Here is a 13999-nt window from a genome sequence, read left to right on the forward strand (position 1 = left end):
TGAAAATTAAGCGGTATATACTCACAGCGAAGGGTTATTATGAAGTACTGCTATAACTTATTATTTTTTATACTAATGGTTGTTGGCGTTAGTAATCTGAGTGCAGCAGTCTATCAGTGTAAAGTGAATGGTAAACTTACCTTTCAGGATAAACCTTGTGCAAAAGGAGAAGGGAAACAAATACACTTAAAATCTGATAAAAAAGTAGCAGCGCATCATGTGGGAAGCTTTCTGGAAAAAATAACTGAACTCACCCAACAGAAAGCATTAAATCAACTGATGCAACTGTATAAAGAAGATGCCGATATTTTAATTTATTCAGATCCTACTTGTACCGTTTTACAACGAAAGCTAAGACCTCAGCTGACTGATGAATTGAGGGTGGCTTCGGCACTCACAGAGACATTAGATATTATTCGAACTGATGTGGAAGAAACACGCGAGGGTGATAAAATTCGAGTTAATTTTAAGGAGACTATAATCGCTAAAAGATTAGGTGCAAAAGTCCAAATCGAAAGCTTTAAACGACTATTGCTTGATACTTCGATGCCCTCCCTTCGTATTGCAAAAGATGAAACTTGCATAGTGGGTGAAAAGCCAATTTAAGCTGAATGATTGAAGCGGGTTGGTGGCTCAATTTTCAATTGCTTGTTTTGCTAAAAAATCCTTTCATAAAAATACAGTAAAATCTCAATTAATAGCTACACTAAAAATACCTCATTAGCAGTTTATATATAATAAACCTTTATTTAGGTATGAGACAAATGCGATCATGGGTTAAACAGTGGGCAGCTGTTGGTGGCGGGCTTATGCTAGGCTGCCTATCTGGGTGCCAGTGGCTACCGTGGATGAATCAAAATCCAGATGAAGCAACACTTTATGCAGTTGAGCAACCAGAACAAACTAAGGGGGTGGCTTTGGCATCGCCCTGGCAGTGTGAGTCAGGTATAGAAGTGGAAAACCAATGGCAGTGTGATGACCTTAATGTACCAGGAAAGCGTACGAGTTTAGAAGAAACAGCAAAAAACGATCGGTTACGGTTGATGGCATTAAATCTGGCCAACAAAACTGACCATTTAGAAACCATTGCTCGCTTAAGGCAAGTACCACGACATTATGTAACTATCCAATTAATTGCTGCTTCTGAGCTAAAGACCATCAGTAACCTGCAGCTTAAATACCCCTTTTTATATTCCAGTACACATGTAGTGGTGCAATCGAATGGCCAGCCTTTGCATTTACTGCTTTATGGAGTTTATGAGAATAGAATGCAGGCCAAAAAAGAGTTAAGCCGACTACCACTGAAGCAGATTCAGTTTCTTAAACCATGGGTTCGAACCATGGCTAACCTTCAACCGCTACTCAGCACAGCGAAGTAACTTTTTTCTAGCTTTTATTGCTTTAGGTTAGAAACGCAAATAGCGTTTCTAACCGCCTGCCTGTTTGGGTTATAACGTACCTTTACCATGAGACGATTAGCGAAATATTATGGAGCAAGTGGATTTCACTATTGTTGGTGCAGGGGTTGTGGGTTTGGCAATAGCGGCTCGATTAGCTACAGATAACTGTACGACAGTCATTGTGGAGCAACACCCTCACTTTGGCGAAGAAGTGAGTAGTCGTAACAGCGAAGTGATACATGCAGGTATCTATTACCCTAGTCAGTCGTTGAAAGCTCAGCTTTGTGTGCGAGGTAAAGAATTACTATACGACTATTGCCAACGATATCAAATTCCTTATCAGCAATGTGGCAAATTGATTGTGGCTTGCAAGCAGGAAGAAGCGCAACAACTGCAACGCATTTATCAACAGGCAGAAGCCAATGGGGTGAATGACTTGCAATGGCTCGACAAGTCAGCGGTAGCAGCGTTAGAGCCAGCTATTAATTGCTCTGTTGCTTTGTTGTCACCTTCGAGTGGGATTATCGATAGCCATCAGTTGATGTTAAGGCTGTTAACGGAGGCAGAACAACAGCAGGCTATTTCGTTATTTGGTACCCAGGTAAACAGAGTAGAGCCAGTTTCAGATGGCTTTATTGTGCATGTGACTATCTTGTCGGGGGCAGGGCATCAGGAAAGCTATTCGTTTAAAACGCGTTGGCTGATTAATGCCGCAGGCTTAGGAGCGCAGCAAGTCGCTAAAGGGATAGAGGGGCTCACTGATAAAGACATACCGCCGCTGTATTATTGTAAAGGGCATTATTTTAGCTTAAAGGGGTGGAGTCCTTTTCAACACCTTATCTACCCTACACCTGAAGTGAATACCACTGGGCTAGGCATTCATGCGACATTAGACTTATCAGGACGTGTGCGGTTTGGGCCTGATACGGCTTATGTCGATGATGTGAATTATGATGTGCCAGAGTCCACAGCCCACTCATTTTATCAAGCCATTAAGCGTTACTATCCAGCCATTAATCTACAAGAGTTAATGCCTGCGTATGCAGGTATCAGGCCTAAGCTACAGGGGCCTGGCGAGCCGGCCAAAGACTTTATCATTCAAACTCAAACAGAGCACCACATGCCTGGTTTGATCAATTTATTTGGTATTGAAAGCCCAGGGCTAACCGCTGCATTAGCCATTGCTGAAAAAGTGGCGCACTGGGTAAGCCAATAACAAGCTTATCCTGTCGTTTATATCAAGACACCTCAGAATAGAGTAAAATGTGCGGATAGCGAAATGCTGACACCTATACCCAACGTATAAGGGCTACTGAATGAAAACGCTACTGAAAGTTACGCTAGGTACAATTGCAGTATTGTTGCTGCTGGTTGTATTAGCATTGGTATTTATTAACTCGATTATTAACCCAAATGACTATAAACCTCAGCTGGAAAAAGCCGTGCAGGATAAAACTGGGTTTCAAATGCGGATTAATGGCGATATTGGGCTAACGCTTTTTCCTCAACTGAGTTTTGCTATTAATGATGTGTCGATGTTAGACCGTAAGCAACAGCCACTGCTGGCACTGGAGGAAGCCAAGCTTGGTTTAGAGCTTTGGCCTTTACTCAGTAGTCGAGTAGAAATGAATGATGTTGTATTAACAGGCTTAAATTTAAAGTTAGTTAAAGATAAAACCGGTAAGGGCAACTGGGAAATACCCAAACAACCAGCAACCGCGGATCAGCAAAAATCGCAAGAGCAAAAAAAACAAGAACCATCGTCTTCTGATAAATCACAGAGTCAAGACAGTAAACCTGTGGTACTAGCGGTTGAAAGTATCCAGGTTAAAAATATGATTCTGGATTATACCGATGAGCAGGCTGGTACTAGCCAGCAAATTCGTAATATCAACTTTACAACAGGCGCGGTTGCCAGTGCTAAGCCTTTTCCCATTCAACTATCGTTTAGCTACAACAGCAGTCAGCCTCGTTTATCGTTAGATAGCCGATTAAGTGCGACGTTAATGTTGGACTTTATTGGTCAGCATTACCAAATGAAAGAATTAGACTGGGACTTGGCTGCAGTCGGGGAGCCGACCAATAATAAAAGTGTTAAAGGTACGGTTAAAGGTAATTTTGCTGCTGATCTAAAACAGCAACTGTTGTCATTAAATGATTGGCATGCTCAGTTTGGCGACCTGGATTTAACCTTTACCAGTGAAATCAAGCAATTTGTTACCTCACCTGCAATGAGTGGAAAGCTGAGTGTAAAACCATTAAATATTAAACAATGGTTGTCAGGGGTAGGTGTTGAGATGCCAGAAACAGCGTCTGATAAAGCATTTAGCCAGTTTGCGCTTAACACACAATTTAACGGCACTGATAAACAGCTGGCATTAAGTTCATTGAATATCACCTTGGATGAAAGCCAACTAACAGGCAATCTGTCCATTACTGATATTGCTTCTCAAGCACTACAGTTTAATTTACAAATTGACCAATTTAATGTTGACCATTATTTACCACCAGCACCCGCTGAAACAACAAAAACTGCTGAAGCGTCTGCACCTAGCAGCTCACCAAAGGCTGAAACTACACCCGCACCCGCTGTAGAGCAGCCAGTCATCCCGGTTGATGCATTAAAAGGGTTGAACGTAGCTGGTCAAATGACCTTGAAAAAGCTCATCGCCAAACAAGCTGAACTGTCTGATGTAACGTTGGAATTATCCGCTAAGGGTGGTTTGGTTAAGGTTAAAAATCTATCTGCCAAACTGTATGATGGGGAATTTAAGCAGCAATTGACAGTGGATGTACGAGGTAAACAACCAGTAATTAAAGCAAACAACCAGCTGGCTGGAGTACAGGTTAATCCACTATTAACCAATTTAGCGGATGTTAATCAAGTGTCGGGGGTGGGTAATATTTCCAGCCAGATAACCACGAAAGGATTAACAGCTAGTGAATTAACCAAACAATTAAATGGTATGGTGAAGTTTAAAGTTAATGATGGTCAGTTTGCTGGGGTTAATATTAATCGCATGGTTTGTAAAGCGGTTGCGAAAGTCCGCAAAGAAAACGTGGGTGATCAAGCCTGGAATAATAATACTCAATTTAAATCATTACATGGGCAGTTCAATATCCGGCAGGGTGTGGCTAAAAATGATGACTTAATTGCATCGCTTGATCAGATGAAACTGGATGGTGATGGGGAAGTTGACTTGGTACAGCAAGCGCTGGACTATCACTTAGGCTTAACGATTTTAGGTCAAACCAGTGACTTGGGTGATCAAGCTTGCCGGATTAATGAGCGCTATGCGAATATTCGCTGGCCAGTTCGCTGTAAGGGCAAGTTTAGCCAAAAAGATGGGCTATGTGGTGTCGATGGCGAGCGAATGAAAGATATTGCTAAGGCACTGATTAAAGACGAGCTTAAACGTAAAGTAGATAAAAAGCTCGATGACAAGCTGGGCGATAAATTAAAAGATAAGCTTGGAGATGAAGGTGGCGAGCAAGTTAAAGATTTAATAAAGGGCTTATTTAATTAATGATTCCAGCAAGGCAGTTCAACCAGCCAGTATTAACCTGGTTTGATAAGTATGGGCGCAAGCAGTTGCCGTGGCAGCAAAATAAAACTCCTTATCGGGTTTGGGTGTCTGAAATTATGTTGCAGCAAACCCAGGTGGCCACGGTTATTCCTTATTATGAGCGCTTTATGAAGCGCTTTCCTACGGTAAAAAAACTGGCAAACGCAGAGGTTGATGAAGTACTGCATTTGTGGACAGGGTTGGGTTATTACGCTCGTGCTAGAAACTTGCATAAAGCGGCTAAAAGGGTGGTGGATGAATACAAGGGGCAGTTTCCTGACACGGTTGAGGAGCTTGCAGAGTTGCCAGGTATTGGCCGCTCTACAGCGGGGGCCATTTTATCCATTGCCATCAATAAACGGGCAGCCATATTAGATGGCAATGTCAAACGGGTGTTGGCCCGGTTTCATCGTGTTTCTGGTTGGACCGGCCAAGCAAAAACACAACAACTATTGTGGGATATAGCCGAACACTATACCCCTAAGCAGCGATTTGGTGATTATACCCAGGCAATGATGGACTTGGGGGCTACAGTTTGTACACGTAGCAAACCTGTTTGCAATTTGTGCCCAGTGGCCAAAAAGTGTGAGGCCAATTTGCATGATGAAACCCATTTATACCCTGAGCCAAAGCCGAAAAAGCAACTGCCAGTAAAACAAACCAGTCTGGTAATGATTGTTAATCAACATGGTGAAGTGCTACTGAATAAGCGCCCGGCGGCAGGCATTTGGGGTGGGCTGTGGAGCTTACCTGAAACTGACGCTGATACAGCGCAAGCCAAGTGGCTAACATCATTAGAAAATACCCTACAATTAAAATTAGCTAAGCCAGAAGTCTGGAACCCATTACGCCACACATTTAGTCATTATCATTTAGATATAACTCCCGTTAAGCTGTTTTTGCGCCAATCAACCCAACCGTTATTGGAGCCAGAACAGTGGCTTTGGTATAACCTTGATCAGCCGGCTACAGTAGGGTTAGCAGCCCCAGTTAAAAAACTCATTCAAAAGTTAGCCGCCAGTTTATAAGTTATTTTGTACACGTTCCTTATGTAGGTGTTATCAATGACAAGAACCGTATATTGCGTCAAATTAAAGAAAGAAGCAGAAGGGTTAGCCGTACCACCATACCCTGGTGAAAAGGGTAAGTGGCTTTATGAAAATGTGTCTAAAGAAGCCTGGGCAGCTTGGCAACAGCATCAAACCATGTTGATTAATGAAAAACGACTGAACCTGATGGACCCAGAAACTCGTAAATACTTAACCGAGCAAATGGATAAGTACTTTGCAGGCGAAGACTACGAACAAGCAGAAGGCTATGTGCCACCCTCTGAAAACGAGTGAATAATTCGTTGGAAAGCCTTATGAATTCGGCTGCTATTAAGTCTGTATAAAAGTTATACAGCAACTTTTTTGCTTTTTTTTCTGGAAGGCCTTGACTCAAAAGCAAACTAACGGTTTAATAGCGGCCCTGTCAGCGCCCAGATAGCTCAGTCGGTAGAGCAGGGGATTGAAAATCCCCGTGTCGGTGGTTCGATTCCGCCTCTGGGCACCATACATGCCTTTTCATCAAAAAATACCCAAGCCGAAGTGGTGGAACTGGTAGACACGCTGTCTTCAGGTGGCAGTGCCTTCGGGTGTGGGAGTTCGAATCTCCCCTTCGGCACCAGTTTTGCTAAGTCTTTGTAAATCCTCAAGTTTTCCCAAAATTCAAACGTTTGTTTAGCTCCATTTTGTACCACCTATCTCCCTGATTTTGTACCATGCTGCTGGCTAAAAAGTCAACACTGTTTGGTGTACTTCTGTTGTCTCTCTTGTCTGTATTTTAATCAATAAATCTATTTGTTATCTCGCTTAATTGCCAGTGGTTTTCTGTGGCTAATCGCTTGGTAGCGCAAGGAGAGCTAAAGGCGTAAAAACAGGTATACACACACGGACAAGCAAACAAAAAGCTGGGGGCTTGAGGAGGAACGTTTCGTTCCCCCCCTAGCAACCTCTCTCACTCCTTGCTAATGACAGGCTCAAACTGAGCAAGCTCTATGTAACTTTTGGTCATCACCATAAAAAGCCTGTCTTCTTCTTTCTCAGGGACCACAAAGGAGTCATGCACCCCAATGATAGGTATATTTTCCTCCTGAAAAGCTCGCATCACATTAAAGGCAATTGTGCTGTCCCAGTAATGGAGTTGTGCCCAAGTCTCTCGGAAGAAGTACTGCTCTAGTGGTCTATGGGTTTTCAGGAAGATATCTACAGCCTGCTTAATCTCGCTATAACTCAGCTGCTTTCTAAGCTTCCTGTGGAGTGCCTGGAGCGCTCTTGTCTTGTTATTTGTGTTTAGGCAGATGAGAGCAATAAGCTTGGCCACCTCCCTGGGCATCTCTCCGAACTCGTAGCAGTCTTCAGGACTCTTTAAACCGCAGCAGCCGTAAATGCAACGATTTAAAATCAAGCTCAACCGTTGGCTGTCCATTTAACTTTATTGTTTGCCTTTCTTCCTTCTTTAAATTTTGAATTGGGGAATAGAGTCTGCCACCATGGGTAAAGTCTTTGTGAAACTTTCGGTGATACTTCAGGAATAAGCTGTGTGGCTGCATTTCTTCCTGGTCATCCGCAGAGATGTAGCTTAGTGAGTGCTGAGCAATGAAGTTATTAAAAGACTTCAACTGCTGTCTAAATTGATTGGTCTTTTCTGTGTCCTCGTACTCAGCATTTTTCTTGTTCTCATTGACTAAATAAATAAGCTCCTTCTCAGTATTTAATTCTTGTGGTTTACATTCGTTTATAAAGCCTTCTAGCCACTGTTGACCGTCTTTTGTAAGCTCAGTAGTACTAGGCACACCAGAAGCTCTATCTCGACTCTTAAAGCCCTTGTGTGTCCGTATGTAGGCTTTATCTTCCAAGCTATTTAATAGGCGAATAAATGGCTGATAAGCTAGGCTTGTTCTGTCGTATCTTGATTTGTTGTGGTAATAGGTTCTGTTCCTGCTAAATAAGACGCCTACACGCTCTTCTGAGCCTAGTTTTTCCCTAGCTATAGAACATGTATATAAATTAAAAATGATAGCTTGTAGGGCTTCTCTGTACTTCTCTCGGTGTCTAATTATGGGCTTATCGATAGCAGCATTTAGAACGTCATCTAGCTGCTCTGTATGTACCCCCACATTGTTCGCTGGGAACCGTGTGTAATAGTCAGATTTGAACAGAGTACTTAACAACTTATTGAATTGCAGGTTAGGGGGAATAATTAAATTCTTCACAGGAGTAATTCTCTCAGGGTTAATAAAATGAGTGATAAATGATTGAAATAGAAGGGTTGATTTCTAAGTTTCTAGTATGTGCAGGAGAGGCTATAAGATGAGATAAGACATCCCTAAGATACCTAAAGATATCTTTAAGTTACCTCTAGCTAGCTATAGATATCCTTAGCTACTTAAGCTCCTTTACTTCTTAGTTACTTATTCCTTATTAGTTATTCTCTTCTTAGTAATTCTTTTAATAGGAAGAAATAAGACACAACAGACATAGAAGCTATAGGTAACTAGAGGATATCTTAAAGCTACCTTTAGCCTGTCTTAGCTATTTATTCCTTTGTTATTTATTCTTCCTACTCAATTAATTAGTGATAGGTGAATAGCTAGGTAATGATGAGATAAGATAAGGCTATCTATGTACATAGGCTGACCTTAAGCTAACTCATCGTGACTAGCTGCTACCTTTGGCTTAGTTGTCTTTGTTGTTAATTGACCAAGAAAAAAGAATTAAAGGAGAGAGGCTTATTAATGAGCTGTATTCAAGGCTGTTCTTGTAGATGACTTTAAGCCTTACTCTAGTCAGCTTTAAGTTGACCCAGGGCTAAGTCATCCCTTTGTTGTGGTCCATTCAATAGAGAGCAGATTTAATCCTGCCCCCTAGAGCCGCTTAATGGTGAGTGGTGTAAGGGCTATTACCAAATAATTTCTTCATCCAGCAGAATAAGTTGTCATGGAGTTCAGGAGATAGCCAAAAGGCGTAGCTAAGAGCAATGTCAGGGGCTACATAATACTCTCTCCTAACTAGTCCAGCCTCTCCTTGTGCTTCGTCCTCATAGTGAATTAGGTAATCCATGGGTAAGTATTCTGCTGAAGCGGCTATAAGTTCTCCTCCAGGTCCATCTAGCCAGACTTCAGGCTCTAAACTGCTCTTGTCGTGTGTCTTTATTGAATTAAGGAGGGACCACAAGCCAAGATTGCCTACCTCATCCATATCAGGGTTCAGCTTTATATCTGCTGCACTTATCTTGCCTGTATCTGTCGTCATTGAATTATTACTCCTTTTTATCTCAAACGAGCTACGTATTAACGGATACGACAGATGTTGTCCAGTCATTTAATCAGAATGTCTAATTAATATTCAGCTAAAGAGCTTAGTGTTAGTTTACTCGCATTACTGATATACTCCCCCACCTACTCAAATGGGAAAGGTGACTGAGTGGCTGAAGGTGGGCCCCGCTTGAAAAAGCACTGGGCTCTCTGGTTTAGGCCAGACGCAGGTTCGAATCCTGTCCTTTCTCACCAATTTGCTTTTATCCTTTTTTCTTGGTCCAAATTAGAAAGCCTTTTTAAGGCATCTATAAGCCTCTCGAAGCCATCCTACAGAAGCCGTATAGTATGGGTTACTTTGCTTTTAAATGAACTGAGATAAGCCCGTATAGAGCACAGGAGACACCCAAAGGGCGTAGCTCAAGGCCACCACCTTATCAGCATAGAATGAGTCAAGGATTACTGGGTCAAAGCCTGGGTACATATCAAGCCGCTTGTTGTAATCGACGAGCTTATCTAAGGGCATATCCTCGGCTAGCTCCCTGATTATCCCCTGGCCTTCCTCAGCGAACCAAGCGTCGGGGCTGTAGTCTTCTTCATCAGTGGCAGAAGCCATGATTGACCAGAGACACACACGGCCTTTGTCGTCGAAGTCCAGGCACCAGCTTAAGTCATCTTTGGTTATTTTTAATTTGTTTTTCATGTATTATTTACCTTCTTTTTTGGGATTAATTTACTGCTGATTTTTACTCAATTAATTTGCCCTTTTTCAGAAAAGAGTTGGGAGTGTAGGACCTAAGCAAGACCTATCATCATTCGAGAGCTGGTTTTAGCTTTGTGGTCCACTATTTTTATGTATTCATAATAAATAGCCGTCAGAAGGGGTCTAAGAGCTTTCTAGAGCGCTATAAATAATTTCTTAATGAAGCTGGGAATAGAGAAAGCTGAAAGTGTCTTGTATAAGGCTAGAGAGCGCTCTTGCTAAGCCTTTATTTTTGAGCGTTTAGTAGTCATATATAAGGCGCTGATTGCCCCCTAAGGAGGGGGGTTGACTCAGGCCACGGACGATGGGGGTTGCAGAGATTCAGAATTTCAAATTCCGCGCCTACTTTTTAGACAAAAGGTATGAGGGCAAAGGTGTCTAAGTTCGGGGGTAGTTCAAAGCCACAAATAACAAGGTTTGTAGAGGGCTGTATTTTTGACTTTCGCACCTGAATATTTTTCTTCTTTATAGTTTATAGTTGGTCCCTTGCCTAAGGTGCGTGGTAAGTTAATGTCAGGCACAATAAGCCTTGTAAGGGATTGCCTTTTTAATTCCTGCGCTCAATTAGCAGCCATAGAGGGTCACCACAGGGTGTCTAAGGGGGGCCCTAATACAAGCTAGAGATTACAAGGGCTTCAGAGAGCCAGTGTTTCAATTTCCGCGTTTATAGTCTTTTTGTTAGCACCCCCCTAACACTACTTAATCGGCCCTTTAGTGCCTAATAGTTAAGCGCCCTGTACATTCAGTGGTCACCTCTACAGATAAACTCCTGGAGTTAAAGGAGTTTAATTTCTGTACGACTAATTGGGTTGCAGCTTTAAGAGTCATATTTCCTTTGGCATCAACATATTCATCTACAAAGTCTGCTTTGGGTTGTAACTCTGTGACCTTTTGTTCTGCTAGAAGACGACCATCGTATTCATCTGCCCAAGCTCTTGCTGCTTCTGCTGGGTTTGTGATGTTGGGGAGTGCTGATTGGTTTGTTTTTATTTGGCCAGTTACTAGTGCGTCAAATGTCTGAACAACCTTGATATGAAAGTCAGCATTAATCCACATAGCGTAGGAATAGACTAGCTCCTTACAGACATAAGTGCCTGGGTTGTTGCCACCATTAACACTCTGGATTGGTGATTTATCAACCTGAGACCAAATCTGGTCTCTGCTTAGTTTTTCTACAATTTCCTGAGTTTGCTGATTTCTTACCCAACGTGTAGGTTTATGCTTTTCTTGTCCTCCAGCTGCCTTATGCAAATCATTAAGACAAAACCTACCATATTCGTCCTGTTTAATATTTACATCTTCAATGATGATAGGTACAGAAACAGCTAAGGTGTTTTCAGTCATAGTTGATGGTCCTGAAGGTTAGCTTAAAGAAAATTTAGTTAACTTAAGAGAAAGGTTATTTATTGAACTTTGAGTTAGTGACTCAGAGTTGTCTAAGTTGGGCCCTAACTCAGGTTTTGAATGACGAGGGCTGTAGAGATTTGTAATTTTGAATTCCGCACTTAGTGGGTCGTCAAGTTGTTACATAGGCAACCTTATTATAGCGCTAGACTTGTATCTTTAGACGGCTTGCAATTCTGCTGTCAGAATGAAAAATAGATTGCGTGGGCTCGTCTATGCGCTTTTTTCATACATACGAAAAATAGTAATAGCCCCTAAGTTCGGGGGTAACCCAAAGCCATGAAAGACGGGAGCTACAGGGCCTCGCCCCTTCAAACCCCGCGCTTACTTTTTAGTCATAAATTACTGTCTAAGGTGCGTGGTTGAATCAGGCTAAAGAGAATGGGGGGTGTAGCCGTTGCCTATTTTGATTTTCGCAGTTGCTTTAGGGGTGCTCCGGTAATCCTTGGAACGCTTTAAAAGAGTAGACATAAGTTAGTAGGTGTCCTGCTTATACTTGTTGTTAATGTTGGCATCAAGCGATTTACGCGACGCAAACTCAACTCTTTTGTTGGGGTCCTGTTCCTTGGTTTTTTCTGCCACTGATTCCGGAAAAGGTCTTAGCACAATTGAGTCACCAACTTTCTTAATTAAAACTTTATCCTCAGAGAATTTAAATTCATCAGGCAGGTTTACACATTGTGCGCCATTTTCATCAAAGAACACTTGCGTTTTATAAATTTGTTGGGTCATGACATAGCCCTTTTTACAATACAGCAATTTAAGTAAGCAGAGTGCATTACTTACACCACCACTTACTCCAATTTTTTCTTAATGGTTGTTTACCCAGTTCTCAATTGTAATGCCTGGGTATTTTTGAAAGTCCTTTACATTATTGGTAACTAAGACTACCTCCAATGATTTAGCATGAGCTGCTATAAGCTTATCTAAAGCATCACCTTTACGCTTAGGGGCCCCTGCACGTAAAACACCATAAGATTGAGCTGCTTTATCTTCAAACGGCATTACGGGTATATCTTCTAGCAATAATTTGAGTGCTTGAGCATTTTTTTCTTTTTCAGCACTAACTTCAACACCGTACTCAAGCTCACCCAGTGTAATAGAAGAAATGACAACATCACCGTAATAGCAGTCAGCAAAGCGAGCTACGACTTCTTTAGGGTGCTTTTTCATTAAGTAAATACAGATATTTGTGTCTAGCATGTACTTCATTTACAGCATATCCCTTTCTGGCTCGTCTAATTCATCTCCTCTACCTTGTGTCATGAAGTCATCTGAGAAACCTTGGAACTTCTCCATGAGATTCGTTAAACGTCTCCTGGCTGGGCGTATCCGTAGCTCATCGCCTACCCGCTCAATTTCGTAATCCATATCTAGCCGGTCGTATTGTAACTCAGCTGGAATCCTCACAGCCTGTGAGTTACCACTTTTGAAAACCTTGGTTAATGACATAAGAGCCATCCTTTTTTGTTTGTTTGGTATATACAAGTATATACTCTGTTTTGTATCTTGTAAACACATGTATATACGCTATAACTATGAGAAATGAAAGTGCTTAATATGATAGGTAATGAGTAGTGATGGACAGCAGATTAGGTATAAGCCCTAAGCCTCAGCTCTTAAATATTGATAAAGCGTTTCACGGCTAATCCCAAGGTCACGCGCTATTTTTGCCTTAGCTTCTCCAGCAGCAACACGGGCTTTTAGCTGCTCAACATCTTCAGTGCTTAGTGCTTTCTTCCTGCCCTTATAGACACCTCTCTGCTTCGCTAGGGCTATTCCTTCTCTCTGCCTTTCCTTAATCAACGACCTTTCAAACTCAGCAAAGGCACCCATGACATTGAGCATTAAGTTAGCCATAGGTGAATCATCCCCGGTAAACGTCAGGTTCTCCTTGATAAAACTGACACTGGAACCTTTCTCTGTAATGAGCTGAACAATACGTCTGAGGTCTTCTAAGTTCCTTGCTAGCCTGTCCATGCTATGGACTATAACAGTGTCCCCTTGCCTGATATAACTAAGCAATTCGTCAAGCTGCTCTCGGTTTGTGTCCCTGCCTGATGCTTTATCAGTGAATACTTTATCTAGCTCAATACCTTCTAGCTGTCTTTCTGTCCTCTGGTCTACTGTGCTGACTCGGATGTATCCAACTTTTTGAGTTTGTATCATGGCTTAATTCCCTTAAAGTGTCAGGATAGAGTCTAGAGTCAATAAGTAGAGGTGTCAATAAAATAGAAATTAACCCTAACATGACAGCTTTAGGTCCCATTACTAGGCGTCTTCTTTGGGTATACCTTAATCTGACAGTTGCTGTGTTTATTTGAATGAGCTTGGAGCAGTAGGTACGCTAACTTGCCTGTCTAATTGGCAAAGGAAGCAGGACTGAGCAAAGAAGACACAAACAAGAAGGTAAACATAAAGCAGGCCATGAAGTACTTGCGACCCCTACGGGGGGGGGATTTTAGTTTGACCTATATTCAAAAAGAGCTGACACTCGGTTCCGAAGTTTTTTTAGATTGACATAACTGCTAATTTATTCATGCAGCCGCTCTGTATTTTAATGACTCAG

At 42.0% G+C, this 13999-nt stretch carries 15 protein-coding genes and 3 tRNA genes; 9 read left to right on the forward strand and 9 right to left on the reverse strand.

Features of this window, described 5'->3' with window-relative positions; all coding sequences use genetic code 11:
• Nucleotides 1–39: 39 nt before the first annotated feature.
• The 8 genes from ORQ98_RS25840 to ORQ98_RS25875 all read left to right on the forward strand — a co-directional run bounded on the left by ORQ98_RS25840 (nt 40) and on the right by ORQ98_RS25875 (nt 6634).
• Nucleotides 40–606 (forward strand): hypothetical protein, encoded by a 567-nt coding sequence (locus ORQ98_RS25840; RefSeq protein WP_274691718.1) that lies wholly within the window; start codon nt 40–42, stop codon nt 604–606.
• 158 nt (nt 607–764) lie between these two features.
• A complete protein-coding gene (locus ORQ98_RS25845; RefSeq protein ID WP_274691719.1) occupies nt 765–1379 on the forward strand; it encodes an SPOR domain-containing protein in 615 nt (204 codons plus the stop codon).
• Between the two features lie 109 nt (nt 1380–1488).
• Complete coding sequence (locus tag ORQ98_RS25850) at nt 1489–2616, forward strand: NAD(P)/FAD-dependent oxidoreductase (protein WP_274691720.1); 1128 nt, start codon at nt 1489–1491, stop codon at nt 2614–2616.
• 100 nt (nt 2617–2716) lie between these two features.
• Complete coding sequence (locus ORQ98_RS25855; RefSeq protein WP_274691721.1) at nt 2717–4927, forward strand: AsmA family protein; 2211 nt, start codon at nt 2717–2719, stop codon at nt 4925–4927.
• Nucleotides 4927–5994 carry an A/G-specific adenine glycosylase gene (gene mutY, locus ORQ98_RS25860; RefSeq protein ID WP_274691722.1) on the forward strand — a complete coding sequence of 356 codons (1068 nt, stop codon included), beginning with the start codon at nt 4927–4929 and terminating at the stop codon, nt 5992–5994. The genes ORQ98_RS25855 and mutY overlap by 1 nt, the downstream gene beginning before the upstream one ends.
• 36 nt (nt 5995–6030) lie before the next feature.
• Complete coding sequence (locus ORQ98_RS25865; RefSeq protein ID WP_274691723.1) at nt 6031–6309, forward strand: oxidative damage protection protein; 279 nt, start codon at nt 6031–6033, stop codon at nt 6307–6309.
• Between the two features lie 135 nt (nt 6310–6444).
• A tRNA-Phe gene (locus tag ORQ98_RS25870) sits at nt 6445–6520 on the forward strand.
• Nucleotides 6521–6549: 29 nt separating this feature from the next.
• Nucleotides 6550–6634: transfer RNA gene (locus tag ORQ98_RS25875), tRNA-Leu, on the forward strand.
• Between the two features lie 330 nt (nt 6635–6964).
• On the opposite strand, the gene ORQ98_RS25880 is transcribed toward ORQ98_RS25875, so the two are convergent.
• From ORQ98_RS25880 to ORQ98_RS25890, 3 genes are all read right to left on the reverse strand, one after another.
• Nucleotides 6965–7414 carry a hypothetical protein gene (locus ORQ98_RS25880; RefSeq protein ID WP_274691724.1) on the reverse strand — a complete coding sequence of 150 codons (450 nt, stop codon included), beginning with the start codon at nt 7412–7414 and terminating at the stop codon, nt 6965–6967.
• On the reverse strand, nt 7365–8222 hold the full coding sequence (locus ORQ98_RS25885) for a hypothetical protein (RefSeq protein ID WP_274691725.1): 858 nt from the start codon (nt 8220–8222) through the stop codon (nt 7365–7367). Before ORQ98_RS25885 ends, ORQ98_RS25880 begins: the two co-directional genes overlap by 50 nt.
• A gap of 661 nt (nt 8223–8883) precedes the next feature.
• A complete protein-coding gene (locus tag ORQ98_RS25890; protein ID WP_274691726.1) occupies nt 8884–9261 on the reverse strand; it encodes a hypothetical protein in 378 nt (125 codons plus the stop codon).
• Nucleotides 9262–9418: 157 nt separating this feature from the next.
• Here ORQ98_RS25890 and ORQ98_RS25895 point away from each other — a divergent pair.
• Nucleotides 9419–9518, forward strand: a tRNA-OTHER gene (locus tag ORQ98_RS25895).
• Nucleotides 9519–9627: 109 nt separating this feature from the next.
• Here ORQ98_RS25895 and ORQ98_RS25900 read toward each other — a convergent pair.
• The 6 genes from ORQ98_RS25900 to ORQ98_RS25925 form a co-directional block, all read right to left on the reverse strand.
• Nucleotides 9628–9966, reverse strand: coding sequence for a hypothetical protein (locus ORQ98_RS25900; protein ID WP_274691727.1), 339 nt, complete (start codon nt 9964–9966; stop codon nt 9628–9630).
• A 771-nt stretch (nt 9967–10737) separates the two neighbouring features.
• Nucleotides 10738–11370, reverse strand: a complete 633-nt coding sequence (locus ORQ98_RS25905; protein ID WP_274691728.1) for a KilA-N domain-containing protein — start codon at nt 11368–11370, stop codon at nt 10738–10740.
• 534 nt (nt 11371–11904) lie between these two features.
• On the reverse strand, nt 11905–12162 hold the full coding sequence (locus tag ORQ98_RS25910) for a hypothetical protein (RefSeq protein ID WP_274691729.1): 258 nt from the start codon (nt 12160–12162) through the stop codon (nt 11905–11907).
• Nucleotides 12163–12240: 78 nt separating this feature from the next.
• Nucleotides 12241–12642: a type II toxin-antitoxin system tRNA(fMet)-specific endonuclease VapC gene (vapC, locus tag ORQ98_RS25915; RefSeq protein ID WP_274691730.1), complete on the reverse strand. Its 402-nt coding sequence runs from the start codon at nt 12640–12642 to the stop codon at nt 12241–12243.
• Nucleotides 12643–12882, reverse strand: coding sequence for an antitoxin (locus ORQ98_RS25920; protein ID WP_274691731.1), 240 nt, complete (start codon nt 12880–12882; stop codon nt 12643–12645).
• Nucleotides 12883–13035: 153 nt separating this feature from the next.
• On the reverse strand, nt 13036–13599 hold the full coding sequence (locus tag ORQ98_RS25925) for a recombinase family protein (protein WP_425347718.1): 564 nt from the start codon (nt 13597–13599) through the stop codon (nt 13036–13038).
• Between the last annotated feature and the right edge of the window lie 400 nt (nt 13600–13999).

It is taken from the genome of Spartinivicinus poritis (genome assembly GCF_028858535.1).
GTDB classification, from domain to species: Bacteria; Pseudomonadota; Gammaproteobacteria; order Pseudomonadales; family Zooshikellaceae; genus Spartinivicinus; species Spartinivicinus poritis.